The 24,365-nt window shown below is 56.3% G+C and carries 20 protein-coding genes; 9 read left to right on the top strand and 11 right to left on the bottom strand.

Going from position 1 to position 24,365, the window contains the following annotated elements; translation table 11 throughout:
• Positions 1-104 precede the first annotated feature (104 nt).
• From HOY33_RS09585 to HOY33_RS09620, 8 genes are all read right to left on the bottom strand, one after another.
• Positions 105-1,145, bottom strand: a complete 1,041-nt coding sequence (locus HOY33_RS09585) for an AI-2E family transporter (protein ID WP_172289977.1) — start codon at positions 1,143-1,145, stop codon at positions 105-107.
• Positions 1,132-4,278: an efflux RND transporter permease subunit gene (locus HOY33_RS09590; protein WP_172289978.1), complete on the bottom strand. Its 3,147-nt coding sequence runs from the start codon at positions 4,276-4,278 to the stop codon at positions 1,132-1,134. The genes HOY33_RS09585 and HOY33_RS09590 overlap by 14 nt, the downstream gene beginning before the upstream one ends.
• A 10-nt stretch (positions 4,279-4,288) precedes the next feature.
• Complete coding sequence (locus HOY33_RS09595) at positions 4,289-5,179, bottom strand: efflux RND transporter periplasmic adaptor subunit (RefSeq protein WP_172289979.1); 891 nt, start codon at positions 5,177-5,179, stop codon at positions 4,289-4,291.
• Positions 5,180-5,243: 64 nt separating this feature from the next.
• Positions 5,244-6,092 (bottom strand): glycyl-radical enzyme activating protein, encoded by an 849-nt coding sequence (locus HOY33_RS09600; protein WP_172289980.1) that lies wholly within the window; start codon positions 6,090-6,092, stop codon positions 5,244-5,246.
• Complete coding sequence (gene cutC / locus HOY33_RS09605; RefSeq protein WP_233356358.1) at positions 6,055-8,445, bottom strand: choline trimethylamine-lyase; 2,391 nt, start codon at positions 8,443-8,445, stop codon at positions 6,055-6,057. Before cutC ends, HOY33_RS09600 begins: the two co-directional genes overlap by 38 nt.
• On the bottom strand, positions 8,442-8,771 hold the full coding sequence (locus HOY33_RS09610) for a multidrug efflux SMR transporter (protein WP_172289981.1): 330 nt from the start codon (positions 8,769-8,771) through the stop codon (positions 8,442-8,444). The genes cutC and HOY33_RS09610 overlap by 4 nt, the downstream gene beginning before the upstream one ends.
• A complete protein-coding gene (locus HOY33_RS09615) occupies positions 8,768-9,121 on the bottom strand; it encodes a multidrug efflux SMR transporter (protein WP_172289982.1) in 354 nt (117 codons plus the stop codon). Before HOY33_RS09615 ends, HOY33_RS09610 begins: the two co-directional genes overlap by 4 nt.
• A 75-nt stretch (positions 9,122-9,196) precedes the next feature.
• Positions 9,197-9,763: a YfaZ family outer membrane protein gene (locus HOY33_RS09620; RefSeq protein WP_172289983.1), complete on the bottom strand. Its 567-nt coding sequence runs from the start codon at positions 9,761-9,763 to the stop codon at positions 9,197-9,199.
• 222 nt (positions 9,764-9,985) lie between these two features.
• Here HOY33_RS09620 and HOY33_RS09625 point away from each other — a divergent pair, with 222 nt between their 5' ends.
• The 4 genes from HOY33_RS09625 to tauC all read left to right on the top strand — a co-directional run bounded on the left by HOY33_RS09625 (position 9,986) and on the right by tauC (position 13,260).
• Positions 9,986-10,321 (top strand): hypothetical protein, encoded by a 336-nt coding sequence (locus tag HOY33_RS09625; protein WP_172289984.1) that lies wholly within the window; start codon positions 9,986-9,988, stop codon positions 10,319-10,321.
• A gap of 270 nt (positions 10,322-10,591) precedes the next feature.
• Entirely contained in the window at positions 10,592-11,569 is a 978-nt protein-coding gene (gene tauA, locus HOY33_RS09630) for a taurine ABC transporter substrate-binding protein (RefSeq protein WP_172289985.1), read from the top strand.
• A 57-nt stretch (positions 11,570-11,626) separates the two neighbouring features.
• The gene (gene tauB, locus HOY33_RS09635; RefSeq protein ID WP_172289986.1) at positions 11,627-12,424 is read left to right on the top strand and encodes a taurine ABC transporter ATP-binding subunit; all 798 of its coding nucleotides are present in this window, start codon (positions 11,627-11,629) and stop codon (positions 12,422-12,424) included.
• Positions 12,425-12,426: 2 nt separating this feature from the next.
• The gene (gene tauC / locus HOY33_RS09640; RefSeq protein WP_172289987.1) at positions 12,427-13,260 is read left to right on the top strand and encodes a taurine ABC transporter permease TauC; all 834 of its coding nucleotides are present in this window, start codon (positions 12,427-12,429) and stop codon (positions 13,258-13,260) included.
• Positions 13,261-13,300: 40 nt separating this feature from the next.
• On the opposite strand, the gene HOY33_RS09645 is transcribed toward tauC, so the two are convergent.
• Genes HOY33_RS09645 through HOY33_RS09655 form a run of 3 tightly spaced genes read right to left on the bottom strand, consistent with a single transcriptional unit; the run spans position 13,301 to position 17,264 of the window.
• The gene (locus tag HOY33_RS09645; RefSeq protein ID WP_172289988.1) at positions 13,301-14,848 is read right to left on the bottom strand and encodes a class I adenylate-forming enzyme family protein; all 1,548 of its coding nucleotides are present in this window, start codon (positions 14,846-14,848) and stop codon (positions 13,301-13,303) included.
• Complete coding sequence (locus tag HOY33_RS09650; RefSeq protein WP_172289989.1) at positions 14,845-16,269, bottom strand: aldehyde dehydrogenase family protein; 1,425 nt, start codon at positions 16,267-16,269, stop codon at positions 14,845-14,847. Before HOY33_RS09650 ends, HOY33_RS09645 begins: the two co-directional genes overlap by 4 nt.
• A complete protein-coding gene (locus HOY33_RS09655; RefSeq protein ID WP_172289990.1) occupies positions 16,266-17,264 on the bottom strand; it encodes an aliphatic sulfonate ABC transporter substrate-binding protein in 999 nt (332 codons plus the stop codon). Before HOY33_RS09655 ends, HOY33_RS09650 begins: the two co-directional genes overlap by 4 nt.
• 932 nt (positions 17,265-18,196) lie before the next feature.
• Here HOY33_RS09655 and HOY33_RS09660 point away from each other — a divergent pair.
• The 5 genes from HOY33_RS09660 to HOY33_RS09680 all read left to right on the top strand — a co-directional run bounded on the left by HOY33_RS09660 (position 18,197) and on the right by HOY33_RS09680 (position 24,307).
• A complete protein-coding gene (locus HOY33_RS09660; RefSeq protein WP_172289991.1) occupies positions 18,197-19,135 on the top strand; it encodes a sulfonate ABC transporter substrate-binding protein in 939 nt (312 codons plus the stop codon).
• Between the two features lie 48 nt (positions 19,136-19,183).
• Positions 19,184-19,969, top strand: coding sequence for an aliphatic sulfonate ABC transporter permease SsuC (ssuC, locus tag HOY33_RS09665; RefSeq protein WP_172289992.1), 786 nt, complete (start codon positions 19,184-19,186; stop codon positions 19,967-19,969).
• A 3-nt stretch (positions 19,970-19,972) separates the two neighbouring features.
• Positions 19,973-20,773, top strand: a complete 801-nt coding sequence (gene ssuB, locus HOY33_RS09670; RefSeq protein ID WP_172289993.1) for an aliphatic sulfonates ABC transporter ATP-binding protein — start codon at positions 19,973-19,975, stop codon at positions 20,771-20,773.
• 40 nt (positions 20,774-20,813) lie between these two features.
• Positions 20,814-23,294, top strand: a complete 2,481-nt coding sequence (locus tag HOY33_RS09675) for a pyruvate formate lyase family protein (protein ID WP_172289994.1) — start codon at positions 20,814-20,816, stop codon at positions 23,292-23,294.
• A 71-nt stretch (positions 23,295-23,365) separates the two neighbouring features.
• On the top strand, positions 23,366-24,307 hold the full coding sequence (locus tag HOY33_RS09680) for a glycyl-radical enzyme activating protein (RefSeq protein WP_172289995.1): 942 nt from the start codon (positions 23,366-23,368) through the stop codon (positions 24,305-24,307).
• Positions 24,308-24,365: the final 58 nt, after the last annotated feature.

Consider the following 24,365-nt stretch of genomic DNA (forward strand, 5'->3'; position numbering starts at 1 on the left):
GGGACGGCCTGCCAAGTAACGGTGATTATATAATGGAGCTTTCCGCAAAGTATAGTTTACGTCCGCCACTGCTGGCGGATTGCTACGTGGCGGAATAGGTCGGTTCAGGCGCCGGGGGCTTTTGCCGCCAGCAGAAAAGCCAGTTTTCTGCCGCCGCGGATTTGCTCCAGCGTTAATTTGACCGACATGGTCAGCGGCACGGCCAGCAACACGCCGGTCATTCCCAGCAACCCTTCCCATACCAGCAACGATATGATCACGGTGCTGGTGGACAAATTGAGCTTACGCCCGATCAGGTAGGGATCCAGCAAGCATCCCACGATCAGGTTAATCAACAGAAACGCCAGCAGCACCAATGCGCCGGTTGCAAAGCCGTTGAACAGGAATGCCTGGATCAAGGGCGGGACGGCGGCGACCACGGAGCCCACCACCGGAATGAAATTCAGCAGAAACGCCAGCACGCCCCAGATGAAAGAAAATTTCACGTTCAGCAGGAACAGGGCGGCCCAGACCGCCAGACCGCTCAGCAGGCTAATCAGCGTTTTTAACACCAGATAGTGCGTCACATAGCCTATTCCCTGGCGAATGGCGTCAATGCCGGCGGAAGAGTGCCGCAACAGACGATGGCTTTTGGCGGCCAGCGCAGGCGCCTCTATCAGCATAAATATCACCATCAGGAATACCACCAGCACGGCTGACAGGATCCCGGATATCCGGCCGACGGTCCGGGTCGCCATTCTCAGGAGCTGGCTGGGATCGATTAAGGCCATCACCTCATCTGGCGTCAACGACAGCCCCGCCCGCGTAAGCGGTTCCAACACGGTAATGAGATGAGCGGCCAGCAATCCGCGCATTTGGGCGATCATTTGCGTCAGTTCGGGCAGCGCCCCCATGATTTTTACCAGCGAAAGCAGCAGAGCGATCAACAGACTCACGCTTAGCAGCGCAATGGCGGCAAGGCGCGGCAGCCCCAGACGCGACATCATGACGATCAGTGGTTCCAGGACAATCGCCAGAAACAAAGCCAGCAACAGCAGCACGATAATCGGTGCGGCGAGGCGAATGCCGATCATGACTATCACCAGGCAAGCGAGCAGCAACATGCCTCTTAGTACGGTATCACGCGAGCGATCAATGTTGTTCATGCCGATGTCCTTCTGATGGTGTGTGCTCCCCGGAAGCCGCCGGTTGGTGAAAGCGTTCCCGCAGCGTCTGAATATGCAGATATAACGCCGGAATAAACAGTATGCCGACGGTCGTGGCGGCAAGCATGCCCGCGAACAGCGTGACGCCGATGACCTGCCGGCTCAGCGCACTGGCGCCGCCCGCCAACATGAGCGGCACCACTCCAATAATAAATGAAACGGCGGTCATGATAACGGCGCGGAAGCGTTGCCTGGCTCCCTGAAGCGCGGCCTGTTGCAGACTGTATCCCTGGCTCCGCAGGCTGAGGGAGAATTCAACGATCAGTATGGCATTTTTGGCGGCCAAACCAATGAGCAGCATCAGGCCGATTTGCGCATAAATATCGTTGGACAGACCGGTCAGTTTGAGTCCGGTTACGGCGCCCGCCAACGCAAAAACCACTGAGAGCAGTACCGCCGCCGGGATACTCCAGCTTTCATATTGCGCCACCAGAAACAGATAGGCGAACACCAGCGCCGCCAGGACGAGATAGACAATTTGTCCGCCGGTCTGCTGTTCCTGTAGGGATAATCCACTCCAGCTGTAGCCATACCCTGACGGTAAATGTTCCGACAGCACCTGTTCCATCACCTGCATTGCCTGTCCCGAGCGTACCCCTTCCGCCCCGGAGCCGGCGATCGCCACCGACGGAAATAGATTGTATTGGGTCAGAAAGGGCGAACCGAGCGACGGCTGTAGCGACACCAACTGGCTGAGATTCACCAGCGCGCCGCTGTCGCTGCGCACCGACATCCGGTGGATTTGTTCGCTGCGTTGCCGGAAGCTCATCTCATTTTGCACCTGTACCCTGAACAAACGGTTATGGTGGGTAAAATCGCCGGCCAGCGTGCCGCCAAACGCGGTCTGAAGCGTGGCGAACAGACGGTCTACCGGCACCTGCAACAACGCCGCGCGTTCACGATCGATGGTCAAGGTATATTCCGGCGCGCTGGCGCTGAACGTGGTAAACACGCGCTGTAATTCGGGCTGCTGATTGGCCGCCATAATGATGGCGTGGCTGATGCGGGCCAGCTCCTGCGGCGACTGTCCTTCAAAAGCCTGAAGTTGCAGATCAAAGCCGGCGGCATTTCCCAGACCGCTGATGGGGGGAGGGGCGACCACCATCAACATCGCCGACGGCACGGCCATAAGCTGTTGCTGGATCTCCGGCAATAGCCGATCGACGCTCGGGCGTTCTTCCCAGGGTTTCAGCATGATAATCGCAAACCCGGTATTGGCGGCGTTGCCGCCGCCCATCAGGCTGAAACCGGCGACCTTGATCACGTCCTCAACCGCCGGATTGGTTGAAAGATGCTGATACATCTGATCCAGTACGCTCTGGGTGCGTTCCAACGAGGCGCCATCCGGTAGTTGCACATTCACAAACAGATAGCCCTGATCTTCCTGCGGCAAAAAGGTGGTGGGAAGCTGACGGTAACATAGCCAAGTGATCGCCACGGCGCCGGCAATAACCACCAGGGTAACCGTGCCATAGCGGTTGATGGCATTGCTCATTTTCACGTAACCTTCCCGGGTCGCGCCAAGCAGCCGGTTGAATCCGGCAAAAAATCCTGCCGGTGGCGACGGGCGAGGACGTAAAAGCAGCGCCGACAGCGCGGGGGTCAAGGTCAGGGCGTTGGCGCTGGAAAGCACCATGGCGGTGGACAGCGTAACGGCAAACTGGCGGTACAGCTCGCCGGTGATGCCGGGCAGCATCGCGACCGGCACAAACACCGCCAGCAGCACCAGCGTGGTGGTAATAACCGGCCCGGCGATCTGGCCGACCGCCTCCCTGGTGGCCTGAAGCGCGCTTTTCCCTACGGTTTCGCTCATTAGCCGTTCGACGTTTTCCACCACCACGATGGCGTCGTCGACCACAATATTCAGCGCCAGAATCATGGCGAACAGGCTGAGCATATTCAGGCTATAGCCGGTCAAATACAGCACGGCCACCGTACCCAGCAGCGAGACCGGAATGGTCAGCGCCACAATCAGAGTGGCCCGCAGGCTCTGCATAAACAGATAGACTACGGCCAGTACGATCAGCAGCGTCAGCGCCAGCGAAAACAGGATCTCCTGCAATGAGGCGCGAACCGAGTCGCTGGCGTCGAATTTCACCTGATACTGGATGTCGTCGGGAAAATCGACGGCCAGACGCGCCATCTCCTGATTAATCGCCCTCACCAGACTCAGCGCATTAGCCCCCGGCGCCGGATAAATCATCAGCAGTACCCCGGGGGTATTGTTTACAGCCGCATTAATCTGATAATTTTCCGCGCCCAGTTCGATTTTAGCGATGTCTCCCAGCCGCACCATCCCGCCTTGAGCATTGCTGCGCAGGATAATCCGGGAGAAGGCTTCCGGGGTGGCGAGCCGGCCTTGTCCGCTCAGGGTCAGCGTTTGCTGTTGTGATACGGGCGCCGGGGCGGCGCCTAGCTGGCCCGCCGCCGCCTGTACGTTTTGCTGTCTCAGCGCGGCGATCAATTCGTCGCTACTGATATGCAACGCCTCCATCCGTTGCGGATCGAGCCAGATGCGCATGCTGTAATCCCGTGCGCCCAACATGTCTACTTCGCCAATACCGTCAATGCGGGCCAATACGTCAATCAGGCGCTGACGGGCAAAATGACTCAGGTAGAGATTATCAAAGGTATTCGCGGGTGAAACGATGCTGATCCCCATGAGAATATTGGTGGCGCGTTTACGGACAGTCACGCCCTGACTGTTCACTTCCGGCGGTAGCTGGGCGCTGATCTGAGAGAGTCGGTTTTGCACTTCAACCATCGCCATGTCCGGGTCGGTTCCGCTGGCAAAAGTCATATTCAACTGGTAGCGCCCATTGTTGCTGCTGTTCGACTCCATATAGAGCATATGGCTGACGCCGTTGAGCTGTCGCTCAATCGGGCCGGCTACCGCCTGCGAGACGTCGCGGGCGCTGGCGCCCGGATAGAAGGCGCTGACGCCGATCACCGGCGGCGTGATATCCGGAAATTGTTCCATGGCAATAAGCCGTAGCGCCAGCAATCCGCATAGCGCCGTGATCAGCGCGATAACCATCGCCAACTTGGGTCTTCTGATGAAAAAATGTAACACGATTCCCTCCTTAGCGGCTGGCGGCCGCCGGTGTATGCAACGTGACATTGACCACGCCGCCCGGCAGCAGCTTTTCCTGAGGATTGGGGACTTGCAGGCGCAGCGCGACGGTGCCGGTCAGCGGATCGATGTGGTTATCAAGGGCGTCAAAGATACCGCTATAGGGATAAGGTGAACCGTCGCTCAGTCGTAACCGAAGCGACAGACGGTCAAGCCGCGGCGCGCCGTCGGCATCGTTTTTCGACAGATTACGCAGATAGTCCGGTTCGTTGACCGCGATAACTACCCGCAGCGGATCAAGCTGCGTTACCGTCGCCAGCGTGCCGGTCGCCGGCCCGACCAACGTTCCCTGGTGATAGGGACTATGGCTGATGCGTCCGCTGAAAGGCGCGCTAATACGGGTATAGCCGAGCGAAATCTGCTGCGTAGTCAGTTCGGCCTGCGCCTGCGCCAGCGTCGCCTGGGCGATATCCCAATTGGCTTTGGCCGTATCCTTATCCGCCTGGCTGACTGCCCGACTGACCGTAAGCCGACCGAGGCGTTCAAAATGCAGCCGGGCGTGGTTGGCGCCGGCTCTGGCGCTGGCGACGGCGGCTTTGGCCCGGGCAACTGCGGCCTGCTGCTGCGCCGGATCAATCTCAAACAGCAGTTGACCGGCCTCAACCCGGTCGCCGTCGTGAAAATGACGCCGGGCGATAATGCCTTCCACCCGCGAGACGATGTCAGCGGAACGCAGGGATTCAATGCGCCCCAGATAAGTTTGCACCGCTTCCTGATGCGCGTTGGCGACGCTGACCGTAGCCGCCATGGGGCCGTCCGTTGCCAATGCCGGCCCGGATAGCAGTAAACTCAGCAGCAACAGGCTTACCCGCGAGATCCTGTTATTAAACATATCTTTCATAATGTGCAACCTGGTCGAAATAGGAGGCCGGCGGCGAACCAGAGCGTCAGCCCCGGTCTGCGGCTCAGGCGATACAGTGCGACAGCGCCGTTGTGCTCAAACTGTGACGTTCCGCCGCGCGCTGCAATACAGCGATGTCGGCCGGGCCGGGATTGGGGTGCAGTTCGCCATAGCGATAAGGTTTGCCCAATAGCGCATATTTATTCACGCCGAAACGGTGGTAAGGCAACAAATCAATGCCGGTAAAGCAGCGGCTGTGGCGGCTGAGCGTACGGATTAGCGCCATCATTTGCTCCGCCTGTTCCGGCCCGTCATTGACCTGCGGGATCGCCGGAATTCGGATACGCACCGGAATATCCCCGGCCAGCAGTCGTTGCAGATTACGCAAAATAGGCCGATTGCCGACGCCGGTGTAATGCAGATGCATGCTGTTATTCGCCAGCTTCAGGTCATACATGATTAATTGACTGTATTCACAGGCTTGCTCCAGCGCTGACCACGGAGCAAAACCGGAGGTTTCCACCGCGGTATGAATACCTTCTTCCCTGAGCGTGGCCAGCAGCGCGCGGGCGAACGCCGGCTGAAGCGCCATTTCCCCGCCGCTGAGCGTGACCCCGCCGCCGGAGACCCGATAGTGCGCTTCGTCGGCTATGACTTTTTGGCGAACCTGTTCGACGGTGTAAATCTCGCCGACCCGGCGCGGCGCCGAAGCGCCGGCAAACCGCATCTCGCTATGGGGTGAAATCCCCTCCGGGTTGGCGCACCAGGCGCATTGCATCGGGCAGCCTTGTAAAAACACTACCGTGCGGATGCCCGGCCCGTCGTGCAATGAAAAGCGCTGGATATTGAATACCCGACCGCGGCAGTACCGCAGATCAGAAGTGGCGCAGCAGGGTGCGGCTGATGATTTCATCCTGTACCTCCCGGCTAAGTTCGACAAAAAATGCGCTATAACCGGCGACCCGGATCATCAGGTTGCGGTAGGACTCCGGATCTTGCTGCGCTTTCAATAGGGTGTCGTTATCCACATAGCTGAACTGCATCTGCGCATTGCCCAGCAGGCTGGCGCTACGCAGCAGATGGATGATCCCCTGTTCGCCTTCCGGCGTATCCAGCATGCCGTACAGCAGCTTGAAGTTATGCACCATGCCGATTTCCATCTCTTCGACGTTAATACGGCTGATGGAATTGATAATGGCCGTCGGCCCGGCGACATCCGACTGCTGGGACGGGCTGATGCCGTCGGCCAGCGGTTGCCCCGCCAGACGGCCGCTGGGCAGCGCGCCGGTGATCAGTCCGAACGGGGTGTTGTTGGAAATGGACAGCGTACCGTGAGTGAACGGGCCGTACAGCATACGGTACTGACGGTGCTCATATTCCATAAAGCGGATCAGATCGCGGGCGATCAGGTCGACTTCCTCGATATCGTTGCCGAATTTGGCGACATTTAGGCACTGTTCCCGCAGTTCCGCGTGGTCGCAGAAGTTATGACGCAGCGCCAGCGCCATTTCCGCCGCCGTGACTTTGCCCTGACGATAGACCAGTTCGCGCATCACCATCATCGAGTTGGCGAAGTCCGCCATACCGGTCCAGATCAGCCCCGGGCCGTTATTGATTTCGGCGCCGCCGTGCATCACATCGCGCCCGGAGGCGACGCAGCCCTCGATCAGGCAGGAGATCAGCGGTTTGGGCGCATAGCTTTTGTGCAGTTTCTGTACGATCAGCGTGGCTCTGGCCGCCTGACGAATAATATGGCTTAACTGGGTTTTAACCGCCTGTTCGAAAGCGGCATAGTCCGTCAGAGTGCTGATGTCGCCGGTGGCGGGGCCAGCCTGTTTACCATTGGCGCGCTTGCCGTTGTTTATCGCCAGCTCAATGGCGGCGGTAAACGTTGTGTAGCCGACGGAGGTCCACTGATAGATTTTGCCTGATTTTTGCGGCTCCACGCAGCCCATCAGGCAGTAATCGCGGGCGTCTTCGTAGTCAAAACCTTTGCGCAGCATCATACGGATATGCGCGTCATCAAAGTGACAGGCGGGAAAGCCCATGCCGGCGCGGATCACCTCCACCACTTTGCGCATGAAATTCTGCGGCGTACGGTTATGGATCCGCACCGCCAGCCCCGGCTGATACAACTTCAGCTTGCGCGAACAGTCCATAAACAGCAGAGAGAGCGGATTGGTGGCATCGCCGCCTTCGCGTTTCTGGCCGCCGACCACCAGATTAATAAAAGGCTGATAGCCGGCAAAGTACATGGCGGTATCGGCGCTGCATACCCACATGCATTCCGACATTTTGATCATCCAGCAGCAGATCAGCTCTTCTGCCTGCGCTTCCGTCAGCGTGCCGTTCGACAGATCGGCTTCCAGATAAGGCCATAGATACTGATCGGCCCGCCCGAGAGAGATGCCGGTTTGGTTCTCCTCCAGAATAAACAGGGACTGAACGAACCAAACGGATTGCAGCGCTTCATGGAAGTTGCGCGGCGGATGTTCCGGCACGCGCAGGCAAATTTCCGCCAGCCGCTCCAGCTCCGCCTTGCGCGACAGCTCAGTCTGCCGTTCGGCAAGCTGTTGTGCATAGGCGGCGTAGCGGTGCGCATATTCAATCACGCCGTCGCAGGTGTTGATCACCGCCTGATGGAAATGTTGTTTTTCCATCTCTTCATCACTGACGCCAGAGAGGGCGAGCAGCGACTGGCGCGCCTGTTCCCGAATGCCGGCCATGCCCTGGGTCAGCAGGATATTGTCATACCCCGGACAGGTATCGCCGCCGCCATTCTGGGTTTTAATGGTTAAATCGCAAATGTTTTCATCATGGCTCCAGGCCCACAACCCGGCCTGACGCAGTTGGGTTTCCGCCATCTCATCCAGTGAACGCCCTTGCCAGAACGGGAAAATGCGTTCACGCAGCTCCTGCTTGTCGGCTTCGCTGATAAAGTAAGGATCCTGAGCGCGCTCGGTCATGGTGTCCAGTTCGTCCGCCACCCAGCGCCAGGCGATTTCCGGCGAAATTTCGCCGCCGCGCGCCCGGCCCGCGGGATGGCTGATAATCAACTCGCCTTCTTCTATCACCAACGGCGCGATTTGGCAGGCGCGGCGAAAAGCCAGCGCACGCAGCAAAATGGCGGGCATGCCGGGGTGGCGTTGATAAATTTCCGTTACCGCCCGGGCGCGTGAAATGGAAATAAAGGGCTTGGCCTGCAAATAGTGGTTACGCAGCCTGTTGATGCGTCCGGATAATTCATTTTTGTGGTTGTTCATCATTTGAATAATCCCATGGTTATACAGCCGGTGACGATAAAACACAGACCGATTACGCCGAATCTATCCGGTTTCTGCTGATAAAAAATAAATCCTGAACAGGCAATCAAAATGATGCCCAGCCCGCACCACAAGGCATAAGCCAGTCCGGGAGAAATAAGCGACATTGCCTGAGCCAGTGCGTAGAAACAGACCAAATAGCACCCGATCACCAGCACTGACGGAATAAATTTACGAAAATTCTGGGTTTTTAATAGCAGGCTGGTGCCGGTGACTTCCAGCAATACCGCGATAAATAACCACAACGTCGCCATAAGCAAAATTGTCATATTCTTTCCGCCTGTGTTTCGGTATTTGACAGTAAATTAATAATCAGCACGCCGATAATAATTAACCACATGCCAATCAGTGCCCCGCTCTGTAATGTTTCATTGAATAAAATAGTGCCGAGGATATTGGTCGCCAGAATGCCGATACCGGACCAAATCGCGTAGGCAAAACCCATTGGAATTCGATTCAACGCCAGCGTCAGGGTGTAATAAGAAACGGCATAACCGAGGGTTGCAAATACCGATGGGATCGCCCGACTAATACCGTCGGATAAAATCAGCATAGTGGTTGCAAATATTTCAGTAATTACCGCGATAAAAAGCCAGAAATAACATTTACCACGACTCATTGATCTGTCCTGATGTTAATAAACGTGCGCTCTTGACGAGCGCACAACAAAGGTTGGGTAGGGATAGAAATTTATTTAGAAACTCACTTGGCCGCCAACGTAAGGGCCTTCCACCAGACGTTCATTAGGGCGCTGGTTTTTGCCGTCCATACCGATATAGCGATAACCGGCTTTCAGCGTCAGCGGTTGCACCGGCTTCCAGCTCAGACCGGAATCCACATCCAGATAATTTTTTGTGCTGTTGCTCAACTGACGGGGAGCGGTATAAGCGCTGGCATACAGCCCGACCGAGTCGCTAACCGGTAATTGCACGCCGGCGCCGACCGGGAAAACCACGCCTTCGCTGCTGCCGTTGGAACCTTTGATATAATTAGCCTGAATGCCGAGATTGACCCGCGCCGGACCGGCGGGAAGATTGATCCCGGTTTCGGCCCCGGCCACTTCACGGCCGTTTTCATTATTTTTAACCCAGCCGCCGTTGATATACAGGCCGGAAGAGTGTTGTCCCATTCCGATATTCACGTCGGTAAAGTTTTTACCGACATCAACGCCGCCTTCAATTGCCTGCGCCGCCGGGATACTCATCATTGCCGCCAGTGAGAAGCCGATTACCGTCGTGATGTTTTTTACTGATGTACGCATTTTCATTTACCTTTTTAGTCTGAGGATTGATGAAACCACCGTTAAAGCGGATGGGTTTCGTTGAGGCATATGAAACACCACTGATACGATTCGGCACAATTTAATTATGAAAAAACACAATATTTAGTTTTTTATTCCAATAATTATTTCATATTTATACTTACATCCTGTTTTCTGCGCCAGAGGATAAGCCGCGGACGTGGTCGAGGTGAAAGGCGTGGCATGAAGCTGGGAATTATCGGGCAAATCACCCGACAGATAACGCGCATGGCGTTGGAAGAGCTAAAGGATATTCTGGTTCTGAATAGAAATTTTTACCTGAGCATCAATCTTGATATTAACGACGTCCTGGAGATCGAGTTTCAGTCCTATCTTGATGAGCTTGTTGAACCGCCCGGAGAGCAATGTCCGAATTCGGTCGGGCAGGGATGGTATTTTGATAAACCGATGAACGGTGAGAATTTCAAAGATTATTACCATGAAAAGACTATCGATAAATTTCGATGTCGATGCGTTTGCTTATTTCACTATGACTTGAACGCGCTGCCGGGAAATTAGGTTCGCTGCGTCGCCGCCTTTCTATAACTCGAAATCTATTGGATAGGTTACTTCGCCGGTTTTGGATCGTGCGATTTTATAGACGTTTTTTAGAAAATATTAGTTTTATAAGTTATATAGATAACGTGTTTATATCCATTGCTTTCATCGTATATTGTGCTGATAAAAGAAAGGAAAGTAACATTTCTATTTAATACGCTAAATAATTCGAGTCGCGGGAAAGCCAACGCATATGCAACTTGAAGTATGACGAGTATATAGGGGATGACAATGAGATATCTGTTTTTACGGCCGGTGTTAGCCGCAACGATGTTAATCAGTTTGAGCTTTATGGCGAGCGCCGCCGATCTTACCGTGGCATACCAAACGATTCCGGATCCTTCGCAGGTGGCTCAGGCCGATGGCGTTTATGAAAAAGCGACCGGTTTGAAAATAGACTGGCGAAAATTTGACGCCGGTGCGGAAGTGATCGCCGCGGTGGCCTCCGGCGATGTGCAGATAGCCTATTTGGGATCCAGTCCCTATGCCGCCGCGGTGAGTCAGAAAGTCCCGGTTGAAACATTGTTGATCGCCTCCAAACTGGGGGCCAGCGAAGCGCTGGTGGTGCGCAACGGGGCCGGTATCGAAAAGCCCGAAGATTTGATCGGCAAGAAGGTCGCGACGCCTTTTGTTTCCACCAGCCATTACAGTTTGCTGGCCGCGCTTAAGCACTGGAATATCGATGCGAAAAAAGTACAGATCCTGAATCTGAATCCGCCGGCTATCAGCGCTGCCTGGCAACGTGGCGATATTGATGCCGCCTATACCTGGGATCCGGCGCTTGGCGTGGCGAAATCGAGCGGCGATGTTTTGATCTCTTCCGGGGATTTGGCCAATCTCGGCGCGCCGACGTTTGATGTCTGGCTGGTACGCAAGGATTTTGCCGAGAAGCATCCGCAGGCGGCAAAAGCGTTTGCCAACGTCACCCAGGATGCCTATACCCGCTACCGCCAGGATCCGCAAGCCTGGCTGGCGGATAAAAGCAACATCGATAAGCTGGTGAAAATCACCGGCGCCAAAGCGGAAGATATCCCCGGTTTGTTGCAGGGAAATACCTATCCTTTGGCGGAGGAGCAACGGGAGTCCCTTGCCGAGCCAACCGTGAAGGCGATTAGCGATACGGCGGCGTTTCTCAAGGAACAGGGACGCATTGATGCGGTTTTACCCGATTACTCGCCCTATGTTACCGCCAGGTTTGTTCCCGAATGATGTTTGACGCGCCCGCGCGCCTTGCCGGCGCGGGCGTGATTTGCCAGCGGATACACGATGACATTACTGAAACTTGAACGGGTTAGCGCGCGTTATACCAATAGCGAACAGGCGGTATTGGAAAATATCTCTTTTACGCTATCCGCCAGACAATTGATGGTGGCCTTGGGCCCGTCGGGCAGCGGAAAAACCACGTTGCTAAATTTGATAGCCGGATTTCTCCATCCCGTTGCGGGGGCTATTTCGCTTGACGGCGAGGCTGTTGCCGGGCCGGGGCCGGATCGCGGCGTCGTGTTTCAGCACGATGTATTACTGCCCTGGCGGGACGTACTGGGCAATGTGGCCTTTGGGCTGGAACTGGCCGGCGTGCCGACGGTCGAGCGCGAACAGAAGGCGCGGCGGTTGTTGGCGCAGGTCGGATTGAGCGGCTATGACCGCCGGGCGGTGTGGCAGCTTTCCGGCGGGCAGCGGCAGCGTGTCGGTATTGCCAGAGCGCTGGCGGCCGATCCGCAGGTTTTACTGCTGGATGAGCCTTTTGGCGCGCTGGATGCGTTCACGCGTGAACAGATGCAGGAACTGTTGCTCACGGTGTGGAAAAAAACGGTTAAGCCGGTTTTTTTGATCACGCACGATATTGAAGAAGCCATCTTCCTCGCTACCGATCTGATCGTTATGTCGCCCCATCCAGGACGGATTATCGAGCATCTGAAGCTTGAATTTGGCTCACGCTATGCGGATGGGGAAAGCGCGCGGGCCATAAAATCCGATCCGTCGTTTATTGATATGCGAGAACATGTTCTTTCCCGCGTGTTCGCCGAACGCGAACAGTTTTCAAACCGCGATGAGGATACATAGCCATGAGCGCCGTCGAGAACCCGACCACACAGCAAAATGCCCCCCGGAAACGGCCAACGGTTACCAAACCGCTCCCGCTCTTTGCCGTCAGCACTATCAGCATCAGCGCGCTGTTGCTGGCATGGTGGCTGGCAACCCGCTTCAATATCATAGAACCGTTATTTCTTCCTGCGCCTGGCGCGGTATTACGGCGGTTTTGGCAGTTGGTTACCGTCGGATATATGGATGCCACGCTGTGGCATCATTTGTCCGCCAGCCTGCAACGTATCGGGTTGGCGCTACTGGCGGCGTTATTGACGGCGATCCCGCTGGGCGTCGCTATCGGCCGTAGCCGGATTGCCCGTGGGGTGTTTGATCCGTTAATCGAGTTCTATCGACCCATCCCGCCGCTGGCTTATCTTCCGCTGATCGTTATCTGGTTCGGCATTGGCGAGTTTTCCAAGGTGTTGTTGATTTATCTGGCTATTCTCGCTCCTATCGTGATTGCGACCGCCGATGGCGTGCGCAGTGCGGACCCAGCCAGGATCCTCGCGGCCCAGACACTGGGGGCGACGCCGTTACAGCTTATCCGCTATGTCATTTTCCCCGGCGCGCTGCCGGATATTCTGGTCGGGGTGCGAATCGGGCTGGGGGTGGGCTGGTCAACGCTGGTCGCCGCGGAACTGGTGGCGGCGACGCAAGGGCTGGGATTTATGGTACAGGCCGCCTCACAGTTTTTGGTGACGGAGGTGGTGATTCTGGGGATCCTGGTGATTGCGAGCATCGCTTTTGTGATGGAAATCGGGCTGCGCTACCTGCAACGCAAGCTGACCCCCTGGCACGGACGGACGCCGTAGCGGTTATCCCGTTGATATTCACTCGCGGCGCGTTGCCTGGCTAGGTTTGGGCGTTAAGCGTATTCGCCGAATTAACCATCAGTTGTTCACCCAGCTTAAGGCGCTGAATTTTACCGGAAGCGCCGCGAGGCAGGCTGGTCACCAGATAAAAATAACGCGGCGTTTTGTATTTCCCCAGTTTTTCCCCGCACCATTCGCGCAGCGCCTCTTCATCCAGCCGGCAACCGGCCTTAAGGACGATGGCGGCGGCGATGTCCTGTCCGTAGTCGGCGTCGGCAATGGCGAAAGCGGCGGCCTCCATAATCGTCGGGTAGCTGACCAGCGCATCGTCGATTTCCCGCGGCGCGATATTCTCGCCGCCTTTTATAATCAGCTCCTTCAGCCTGCCGGTAACAAAATAGAACCCGGTATCATTGCGATAGCCTAAATCACCGGTGTGTAGCCATCCGTCCCGATCGATGGCGGAGGCCGTCTGAACGGCATCGTTGTAGTAGCCATTCATGACGCCGGCGCCGTGCAGAATAATTTCCCCCACGCGGTTATCCGCCAGCCGTTCCCCTTGCTTATTGATGACCGCCGCCTCGACGCCGCAGGGTAGCCCGACGCTGCCGAATACCCGTTGTGCGTGAGGATTACAGAAAACCAGCGAACTGGACTCCGTCATTCCCATGCCCTCAATCACCGGGATGCCGAAACGTTGCTCAAACTGTTCATGGTGTGTCTGAGGTAACGGCGCGGAGGCTGAACGGGCAAACCTTATCCGAGGATAGCGCCGTGCGCCGCCGGTATCGGCATTTAATAAGAACGCAATCATGGTGGGCACCAGATTCAGCCAGGTGCAGCGATGGTTCTCGACCGTTTTCCACCATGCGGAAACGGAGAAACGCCGCATGGCGACCAGACTGCCGCCTGAAAAGAGCGGAACCAGTACGCCGATAACCCAGCCGTTAATATGGTAAACCGGCAGGGTGCTCAGCAAACGATCCTGCGGGCCAAGCCGGTGCCAGCGGCTGATTTCACCCGCGGCGGCGAACAGGTTGGCATGGCTGAGCAACACGCCCTTCGGGTTTCCGGTGGTGCCGGAGGTGTACATCAGTAACGCGGGTTGCGCCGGCGCCGGCCGGTAGAGCGGGATGGAATGCCTGGATAACGGTTGTTCGGCGGCAGGCCAGCGCTCGCGGGTGATCATCAACGGCCTTTCCTGCGCGGGAAGCCGTTGCAGTATGCCCTGCAAGCGGGGAGTGAGCTGGCGCGTGGTGAAAATGATCCGCGCGTCGCTGTGGGGAATAATTCGCGCCAGCGCATCGTCGGTCGCCAGCAGGTTAAGCGGCGCCACCACATAGCCGGCCAGCATCAAAGAGAGCGCCAGTCTGACGGTATGAAAACCGCCTTCCGACAGAAAGGCGATGTTATCTCCCGGCCGGCAGCCTTGCTCGTGCAGCCATGCCGCCGTGGCGGTGGTGCTCTGTAATAGCTGGGCGAAACTCAGGGCGTCAGGCGATTCGCCGGCGACGATAAACGGCGCGTCCGGGCGCTTAGCCGCCTGCCGCAATAAAATGTCCTGTAGCGTAGCGGGTTGCGTGCTCATGGATAGCGCCTGTGCAAATAGCCGCCCAGAACGTCTTCCAGCGCCGGTACGCTTTCGGGGATCGGCGACGAAACCCGGACCAGATTAAAAAAATGACGGTAGTTGAGATTGTCCGAGAAATGATTCTTGCCCCAGGTGCCGCAGCCGAGCGTCAGGGTAAAAGGCAGGCCGTTGTTGAAATTGCCGCCGGTGGCGAAACAGTGCGCCTGATTGACGATAACCCGGCTGGCGGGCAGCAGCAGCCCGGCCTGCAAGGCCTCGTTGTTGTCGCGGGTATGCAGGCCGACCGAGTGTCCGGCGCCTTGCCAGCGGTAGATCGCCTGTACCGTCTCACAGGCATGGTGAAAATCTTTTACCTGGTACAGAGTCAATACCGGAGAGAGTTTTTCGCCGGAGAAAGGGAACGCCGGGCCGATCCCTTGCTCTTCCACCAGTAGAAAACGCGCCTCATGACACGTTTGTCGCGTCAATCCGGCAATTTCCGCTAGCCGGCTGACGGGGCGGGCAATACTGTGGCGGGCCAACTTCCCCTCCGGCCAGAGCGCCTGCTGTAGCTGCCGTTTTTCCGCCGGCGTTAATAACACGCCGCCCTGATCCAGCAATGCCGCAATGGTTTGCCGATAACGGGAAGCGGGAATAATCAGGCTATTTTCCGCGGAACAGCTGGTGGCGTTGTCAAAGGTTTTGGATGCGGCGATGCGGGCGGCGGCGGCCTCAATATCCGCGGTTTCACTGATGATGCTGGCGACATTGCCGGCGCTGACGCCAAAGGCCGGCGTGCCGCTCTGCGCCGCGGCGGCAATATTTTTTGGCGAACCAGTGGCGATGACCAGATCGGCTTGTTGCAGTAACGTTTCCGTTTGGGCGCGATCCGCCGCGATAGGCAGCATCTGTACCAGTTCGCGCGGAGCCTGCACGAAATCCAGTTCGTGATGGATATACTCCAGCATGCGGGCGCACACCTTTGCCGCGGCGGGGGAGGGCGCAAGAATAATGGCGTTGCGGCATTTGATCGCGTTGATGATGTTATTGATCACCGTGGCGACCGGGTTGGTGGACGGCGTGACTGCCGCGACAACCCCCACCGGCCGTGCGATTTCAATAATGCCTTTAGCGGGAATTTCATTAATGACCCCAACGGTGCGTTTCCCCTGAAGATCGCGCAGCAGGCCGATGGTTTTGCGGTAATTCTTCGCCACTTTATCTTCGATGTCGCCCAGGCCGGTATCCGCAACGGCCTGGGCCGCCAACGCCCGGTTATTCTCCGGGTGAATAATCGCCCAGGCCGCCGCGTCAACCACCCGATCGATTTGTTGTTGATGGTAATGTTCAATACCTTGCTGAGCATGACGAGCCTGTTCAACCAACCTGCTTACCGTCGAGCGATGCGCCGTCCGGTTGCGCTCGCGGCCAGCCGTCATTGGCTTTGCCCCGTAGTCGGATGCCAGATCGCGACCTCCTGAGCGTTGATACGCTCGGGCAACAGGCCTTCATTAAAAAAGGCATCGGCGATATGTTGTTGTTCACCCAAACTTTGCGGCGTGACCGGCCGTACCTGATAGGTGCGGTTGGCGTTAGCCAGCTTGACCGTATCGCTATCCAGATTGCCCCACTGCGGCCCCAGCAACGCCGCCGCCTGATCGGGATTCGCCTTCACCCACTGGCCGGTTTTTTCCAGTTGTTGAAAAATAATATTCAGAATTTCAGGATGTTGGCGGGCGTAGTTCGTTGCGGCAAGATAATAGCGCTGATAGCTTGCCAGCCCTTCGCCATCGGCCAGCACCCTGGCTTTTTGCTGAACGATGGCGCTGGAGACGAAGGGTTCCCAGGTTACCCAGGCGTCAACGTTGCCATTTTCCAACGCCGCCCGGCCGTCGGCCGGCGTCAGGTAGGCCGGCGTAATATCTTTAAAAGAGAGATTGGCCTTGGCGAGCGCGGCGATCAGCAAGAAGTGGCTGCCTGCCGCCTTGGTGACGGCAATGCGCTTGCCTTTCAACTCCGCCAGGCTGTTGAGCGGCGAATGATCCGGCACCAGAATCGCCTGCGCCGCGGGGGAGGGGGTTTCCAGCGCCACGTAGGTCAGCTTTGCCCCGGCCGCCTGTGCGAACACCGGTACGGTATCCGCCACGTCGGCGGAAATATCCACATTGCCCAAATTAAGCGCCTCCAGTAACGGCAATCCGCTGGAGAACTCATGCCAGGTAACCTTTACCCCTTGTTCATTGAGCGTTTTTTCCAGAGCGCCCTGCAACTTCAGAATGGTGAGCAGCGTAGACGATTTTTGGTAGCCAATGCGCAGCGTCGATTCAGCCTGAGCCGGGGGAAGCGTGAATATCGATAATATGAAAATGAATAATAAAAACAGCGGCAAGGCGACTAATCGTCGGCGATTAGCCCAATATAATAATAGCGGCATAGTTGGCATCCCATAAAATAGAGAAAACAAAAGCTATGCTTGATAAAAAAATAAAAACTGTCAAAGACGATAGTTGTCTTTTTATTGCCGGTTTTTCACTATTGGATATGCCTTAATGCTATTTTAAGAAAAGTAAATGCGTCTCGGACGTGGAGTAAAATAAATGGCAAGTAATGGTGCGATTTTTTAAATATTTATCACCGTTGGTATTAACATTTTAGCTTTTTAATCGAAGTTGCTGATACCCCCACCCAGGGAGAAACCCGGCATTTTAATTTAATATGTTAGCTCCTCCCCCTGACAAGGGGAAGCCGGGAGTGCTGAGGAATCCCCACAAAAGTCCCTTGTTAATATTTTATATTTAACATACTGATATTAAATATATATTCAGTGCTTAAACCGTTCGCCCCACGGCGTAAGAAATTACGCTGAGGTGAACGACCCCGCGAATGAGCAGCATGGATGCTGCTCAAGCCAGTGCCGCGTCGGGAACGCGTCACTGGCGGTTCGGAAAAGGGGGCGTCCGCCGAAGGTACCGCGTCAGCGGCGTGATTTCAGCCACAAGCCCGGGTCCGGAGGGTGGTGGCGTTTGAACCACCCTGCGTCGGGCGCGTGCTACGACGTGGCATGAAAAAGCCTTTCTTTTCGCGCACGAATAGCGCTGAACTTATATATATCGTTATCGGGAAATCATTGTGACTAAGAGACAACTGACAAGGGGGAGGCTGGGAGGGGGTAATTAACAGCAACGTCAAACGTTGTCATCAACCGCGTTAATAGAAAACGTATATTAATGGATGGGTGGAAAATATATTTCTCCTTAAATAACCCGTTAGATAAATAATCGATATCCTTATCAATAACTGATGTTTCATACTGCCGGTTGATAGGGCTAGGATGCACAATTATTGTCTCTATTCTACGGTGCATTTATGATCGGCTTCCTCCGTTATGGTCTTCTTTTCATTATTTCTATGGCATTTTCCGCCGCCGCTTGGTCAGAAGACGTTTTACGCATTGGCTATCAGAAATCCGCCACCACGCTGGTGTTGCTGAAGGGCGAAGGTGCGCTGGAAAAACGATTGCGTTCGCAAGGGGTCAAGGTGAAGTGGACGGAGTTTCCCGGCGGCCCGCAATTGCTCGAAGGATTAAATGTCGGTTCCATCGATTTTGGCTTTACCGGGGAAACGCCGCCGGTATTCGCCCAAGCGGCCGGGGCCAGTCTGGTTTATGTCGCCAACGAACCGGCTTCTCCAGCGGCGGAAGCTATTCTGGTGCCTGAAAATTCCGTGCTGCGTTCGGTGGCGGAATTAAAAGGAAAGAAAGTGGCGTTAAATAAAGGTTCTAACGTTCACTATTTATTGGTGCGGGCGTTATACGAAGCCGGACTGAAATACAGCGACATTACCCCGGTGTATTTACCGCCGGCGGATGCCCGCGCGGCATTTGAAAATGGCAGCGTCGATGCCTGGGTTATCTGGGATCCTTTTAGCGCCGCCGCGGAAAAACAGATCCATGCCCGCGTGCTGCGGGACGGCCGCGGTATCGTCGATAATTATCAGTTTTATCTGGCGACCCGCGACTTCGCCGCTAAACACCCGCAGGTCATCAGCGCGCTGATCGAAGAAATCCGCCTCATCGGCAAGAAAGCCACGCAGGACCCGCAGGCGGTTACCCGTCAGGTCGCGCCGCTGCTGGGGTTGCCTGAGGATATCGCCCTGGTTGCCGTCGAGCGGCAGGGCTATGACGCGCAGTTTATTTCGCCGGAGGTGATAGCCGGCCAGCAGCGTATCGCCGATACCTTCACCGACCTGAAGCTGATTCCGCAAAAGCTGGATATCAAGCAGGCGGTGTGGGCTCAGCCTCAGTAATCCATCACTTACTACTCCGTCAACGCGTTTTATCAGGAGAAGAATTCGATGAATATCATAGTTAAACAGACGCTGACGCGGCTGATCCCCTGGCTGATACCGACGTTATTGATTATCGCCTGGCAAGGGGCGGTGACGGCCGGCTGGTTGTCCACCCGCATACTGCCGGCGCCGGGCGCGGTGCTTAAGGCGGGTTGGACGCTGGCCTATAGCGGCGAATTATGGCAACACCTGGCGATCAGCAGTTGGCGGGCGGCGGTGGGCTTCGGCATCGGCGGAAGCATCGGTTTGTTGCTGGGATTGATTACCGGGCTATCGCGCTTCGGCGCGCTGCTGATCGACAGTACGGTGCAGATGGTGCGCAACGTTCCGCATCTGGCGCTGATCCCGCTGGTTATTCTGTGGTTCGGGATTGATGAATCGGCCAAGATTTTCCTGGTGGCGCTGGGCACCTTCTTTCCTATCTATCTGAATACTTACCACGGGGTGCGCCAGGTCGATGCCGGGCTGGTGGAAATGGCGCGTAATTACGGGCTGTCCGGCTTTGCGCTGTTTCGTCAGGTTATTCTTCCCGGCGCGTTGTCTTCCATTTTGGTCGGCGTGCGTTTTGCGCTTGGCCTGATGTGGCTGACGCTGATTGTGGCGGAAACCATTTCCGCCAGCGCCGGGATCGGTTATCTGGCGATGAATGCCCGTGAATTTCTGCAAACCGATGTCGTGGTGATGGCCATTATCCTGTATGCCGTGCTTGGCAAATTGGCGGATATCGCCGCCCGCCTGTTGGAGCGAAGCTGGCTGCGTTGGCATCCTTCCTATCAATCAACCGGAGGTTGAGGCATGAGCGCCCGTATCTATTCCGTCAATCAGGGCATTTCGCTCGCCACGCAGCGGCTTGATAAGCATTTTAATCAGCGTTCGGTATTGCATAGCCTGGATTTGCAGATCCCCGCCGGGCAGTTTGTCGCGGTGGTCGGACGCAGCGGCTGCGGCAAAAGCACCTTGCTGCGTTTGTTCGCCGGGCTGGAAAAGCCCAACGGCGGGCAACTACTGTCGGGAAATCAGCCGCTGCATCAATTTCGTCAGGATATTCGGCTGATGTTTCAGGATGCCAGGCTGCTTCCCTGGAAGAAAGTGATTGAAAATGTGGGCATCGGCCTGACGGGGGACTGGAAAGCCGAAGCGCGGGAAGCGCTGGACGCGGTAGGGCTTGCCGGGCGGGAAAACGACTGGCCGGCGGCGTTATCCGGCGGGCAAAAGCAGCGCGTGGCGTTAGCCCGGGCGCTGATCCACCGTCCGCGCCTGCTGCTGCTTGATGAGCCGCTTGGCGCATTGGATGCGCTGACCCGCATTGAAATGCAACAGCTTATCGAGCGTTTATGGCTGGATCTGGGTTTTACCGTATTGCTGGTGACGCACGATGTCAGCGAGGCGGTTGGTATTGCCGATCGGGTGATTCTGATCGAACAGGGAACCATCGGTCTGGATTTGACTATCGATCTGCCTCGACCGCGGCCGAGGCAGCGGGGTTTGCCTCGTCTGGCGGCGCTGGAGCAGGAAGTGCTGGAACATATTTTTAACCGGCGTGAGGCGCATTCCGGGGAAAGCGCGGAGATCGACCGCCAACAGGTTAACGAATAAGCGCGTGGCCGGCTAACGCGCGTAAAGCGGAGAACGGGTAATGAGTCAGGAAGCACCGGTACTGAGTCCGCAGGAATCGCGTCTTTTACAATCCAGCGCGGCTCCACAGGCCAGACAACAGCGCAGGACAGATAAGATATTGACCGAAATCCAGCGGGGGAAACCCGGCATTGACGTGGAGCGCGCCCGCTATTTCACCGCGTCGATGCGCGCCACGGAAGGACAATTATTGATCCTGCGCTGGGCGAAGGCGATGTATCACATTGCGCAGAACATCACGGTTTATATTGATGATGAACAGTTGATCGTCGGCCGGGCCGGTAAGCCGGGGCGTTATGGCATTCTTTATCCCGAGCTGGATGGCGATTTTCTTGATGCCGCCATCAGTCAGCTTCCTTCCCGGATGGCGTCGCCGTTTACCATTGATGAGCAGGACAGCGCGGTTATCCGTGAGGAGATTTCCCCATACTGGCAAGGTAAAACCTATCATGAGAGCCTGTCTCAGGCATTGCCGGAAGAGACGTTGCGCCTGACCTATGATCCCCAAGACCAGCAGACTTCCCGCTTTATCGTCAATGAAACCTCCTCTTTCCGCTCATCCATTCAATGGGTGCATGACTATGAAAAGGTATTGCAGCGGGGGTTTAAAGGTATCCGTCAGGACGCCGAGCAGCGGCTGGCGCAGTTGGATCCGTTTAATCCGCTTGATAGCGTGGAAAAAGCGCCGTTCTTACAGGCGATTATCATCGCCGCCGATGCGATCGTGCTGTGGGCGAAGCGTCATGCGCGGCTTGCCGGAGAATTGGCGCAGAAAGAAAATAATCTCCGGCGGCGGCAGGAGCTGCTGGAGATTGCCGAGCGCTGCGAGCGGGTGCCGGAACACCCGGCGCGGGACTTTCGCGATGCCCTTCAGGCGCAGTGGTTTACCCAGCTCTTTTCCCGCCTGGAACAGAAAACCGGCACCATTATTTCCAATGGCCGGATGGACCAGTATCTTTTCCCTTATTATCAGCGGGATATCGAGCAGGGCGTATTGAATGACGAGCAGGCGCTGGAGTGGTTGTCCTGCGTGTGGGTATCCATGGCGCAGTTCGTCGACTTATATATCTCACCGACCGGGGGCGCGTTTAACGAAGGCTATGCGCACTGGGAGGCGGTGACCATCGGCGGGCAGACGCCGGACGGTATGGATGCCACCAACGCGTTGTCGCACCTGTTTTTACGCTCCAAACGCGAGTTTCCTTTGCATTATCCCGATCTGGCCGCCCGTATTCACAATCGTACGCCGGCGCGTTTTCTTCACGATATCGCGGAGACGATTAAAGAGGGCACCGGCTTTCCTAAATTGATTAATGATGAGGAAGTCGTTCCCTTGCTGCTATCCAAGGGGGCCGAATTTTCTCAGGCCTATGACTATGCGGTTTCCGGCTGCGCCGAATGCCGGATGCCGAACCGCGATACTTATACCAGCCCCTGCGCCTATATCAATTTCCCGGCGGCGCTGGAAATGACGCTCTATAACGGGCGGATGAAACGCTACGGTTCAGAACGGCTCGGTCTGGAAACCGGCGACCCGCTGAATTTCGCCACATGGGAGGATTTTTGGCAGGCCTATATCCGGCAGCATATTAATTTTCTGCGCCACGCCTTTATCCAGCAAAAGATCATCATCGATTTACGGGCTAAGCATTTTGCCTGGCCGCTAGGCTCGGCCTTGCATGACTTAGCCATGGCGGCCTGCAAAGATATTCATCAGCCGACGATCGACGGCGGGATTGATTTAGGCTACTTCGAATTTATGGGCTACGGCACGGTGATTGATTCGCTGGCGGCGATTAAAAAACTGGTCTACGAAGAGCGGCGCGTTTCAATGTCTCAGTTGCTGGCGGCGTTGGAAAACGATTTTGAACATCATCAGGTGCTGCGCGCCCTGCTGATGAACGCGCCTAAATACGGCAACAACGATCCCTATGCCGATGATATCGGCAAAGCGTTGGATAAAGTGTGCCTGGAATTCACCCGTAAATATTCGCGAACGCTGGGCGTGCATCTGGACCTTCGGCTGGTGCCTTTCACTTCCCACGTGCCGTTCGGCAAAGTGGTGCATGCCACGCCAAACGGCCGTAAGGCCTGGATGCCGCTGTCGGATGGCTCATCGGCCTCTCAGGGATGCGATAGCAAAGGGCCGACGGCGGTGCTGCTGTCGAATTATCAGACCAAGAACTACCAGTTCCGCGAACGGGCGGCGCGATTGCTGAATATTAAATTCACGCCGTCGATTGTCGCGGGGGAGATGGGAACGCGCAAACTGTGCGATTTGATCCGAGCCTGGTGCGATCTGAAATTGTGGCACGTGCAGTTTAACGTCATTAACCGCGAAACGTTGCTGGCGGCCAAGGCCGATCCCGAACGTTACCGCGGGCTGATTGTGCGTATCGCCGGTTACAGCGCCTATTTCACCGATTTGTCGCCGGATTTACAGGATGACCTGATCGCCCGCACCGGGCATGAAATGTTTTAGACGGATGTCGTCATTGACGGATGTTCCGCTGCTGACGGTTAGTTACAGCTTCCGGTTACGGTAAACCTGCCATGTCGTTTCGCGCCGAACAGCCTACGGGCTGGGTATTTAATACTCAGCGTTACTCTCTGCATGACGGGGAGGGGATCCGCACGGTAGTGTTTTTGAAAGGTTGCCCGCTGCGCTGCGCGTGGTGCAGTAACCCCGAATCCCAGATGGGCAAGCCGGAAATCGCCGTTGATGTCCGCAAATGTCTGGGCGGCGCGATCTGTGGGCTGTGCGCCCCCCAATGTCAGACGGCGGCGCTGGGTTATGCGCCGTCGGGAGAGATAAGTATTGACCGCCGCCGCTGCGCTCACTGTCTGCAATGCATCGCCAGTTGCCCGACGCGGGCTTTGCATCATTTTGGCGAACGGATGACGGTGGGGCAGGTGCTGGATATCGTGGAGTCCGACGCGATTTTTTATCGGCGCTCCGGCGGCGGGTTGACGTTGAGCGGTGGCGAACCCTTGATGCAAGGGGCGTTCGCGCTGGCGCTATTGCAGGAAGCAAAGAGAAGAAATATCAATACGCTGCTGGAAACCTGCGGCGACGGCAACTGGCCGGTTCTGCGCGAGGTCGCCGGCTACGCCGATGCCGTTTACTTTGATGTTAAAAGCCTGAGCGACATACGGCACCGCCGGTTTACCCAACGGGGCAATCGCCGCATTCTGACCAATTTATTGCGTTTACGCCGTGCGTTCCCCGGCTTGCCCATTCATGTCCGCACACCGCTGATTCCGGGGTTTAACGCCACCTGGGACGACATTAAACCGATTATCGACTTCATTCTTCCGCTGGCGCAGGTCAGCTATGAAATTCTGCCCTACCACCGTTTAGGCCGCGACAAATACCGGCTGCTGGGCCGGGACTATTTTCCGGCGGAGCAGCGACTGCCGCCCCAACTGGCGAACGATATTATCCGCCAGGCAAAGGCGCGATGCGGTACACGTTATGGCGTATCAGGCGGGTAGCTGTCTTTGAGTCATATTTTCCCTCTCCCGTGTCACAGGGCTTTAACGGTTTTCTTGC

This window comes from Brenneria sp. hezel4-2-4, from assembly GCF_013155275.1.
Classification (GTDB): Bacteria; Pseudomonadota; Gammaproteobacteria; order Enterobacterales; family Enterobacteriaceae; genus Brenneria.

Coding starts and splice junctions, on each gene's coding strand:
- HOY33_RS09660 (WP_172289991.1), top strand. CDS start 18,197: ATGATCGGCTTCCTCCGTTATGGTCTTCTTTTCATTATTTCTATGGCA.
- HOY33_RS09680 (WP_172289995.1), top strand. CDS start 23,366: ATGTCGTTTCGCGCCGAACAGCCTACGGGCTGGGTATTTAATACTCAG.
- HOY33_RS09595 (WP_172289979.1), bottom strand. CDS start 5,179: ATGAAAGATATGTTTAATAACAGGATCTCGCGGGTAAGCCTGTTGCTG.
- HOY33_RS09650 (WP_172289989.1), bottom strand. CDS start 16,269: ATGACGGCTGGCCGCGAGCGCAACCGGACGGCGCATCGCTCGACGGTA.
- ssuB (WP_172289993.1), top strand. CDS start 19,973: ATGAGCGCCCGTATCTATTCCGTCAATCAGGGCATTTCGCTCGCCACG.
- HOY33_RS09615 (WP_172289982.1), bottom strand. CDS start 9,121: ATGAGTCGTGGTAAATGTTATTTCTGGCTTTTTATCGCGGTAATTACT.
- tauA (WP_172289985.1), top strand. CDS start 10,592: ATGAGATATCTGTTTTTACGGCCGGTGTTAGCCGCAACGATGTTAATC.
- HOY33_RS09620 (WP_172289983.1), bottom strand. CDS start 9,763: ATGCGTACATCAGTAAAAAACATCACGACGGTAATCGGCTTCTCACTG.
- cutC (WP_233356358.1), bottom strand. CDS start 8,445: ATGATGAACAACCACAAAAATGAATTATCCGGACGCATCAACAGGCTG.
- ssuC (WP_172289992.1), top strand. CDS start 19,184: ATGAATATCATAGTTAAACAGACGCTGACGCGGCTGATCCCCTGGCTG.
- tauB (WP_172289986.1), top strand. CDS start 11,627: ATGACATTACTGAAACTTGAACGGGTTAGCGCGCGTTATACCAATAGC.
- HOY33_RS09675 (WP_172289994.1), top strand. CDS start 20,814: ATGAGTCAGGAAGCACCGGTACTGAGTCCGCAGGAATCGCGTCTTTTA.
- HOY33_RS09655 (WP_172289990.1), bottom strand. CDS start 17,264: ATGCCGCTATTATTATATTGGGCTAATCGCCGACGATTAGTCGCCTTG.
- HOY33_RS09625 (WP_172289984.1), top strand. CDS start 9,986: ATGAAGCTGGGAATTATCGGGCAAATCACCCGACAGATAACGCGCATG.
- HOY33_RS09610 (WP_172289981.1), bottom strand. CDS start 8,771: ATGACAATTTTGCTTATGGCGACGTTGTGGTTATTTATCGCGGTATTG.
- HOY33_RS09645 (WP_172289988.1), bottom strand. CDS start 14,848: ATGAGCACGCAACCCGCTACGCTACAGGACATTTTATTGCGGCAGGCG.
- HOY33_RS09600 (WP_172289980.1), bottom strand. CDS start 6,092: ATGAAATCATCAGCCGCACCCTGCTGCGCCACTTCTGATCTGCGGTAC.
- HOY33_RS09585 (WP_172289977.1), bottom strand. CDS start 1,145: ATGAACAACATTGATCGCTCGCGTGATACCGTACTAAGAGGCATGTTG.
- tauC (WP_172289987.1), top strand. CDS start 12,427: ATGAGCGCCGTCGAGAACCCGACCACACAGCAAAATGCCCCCCGGAAA.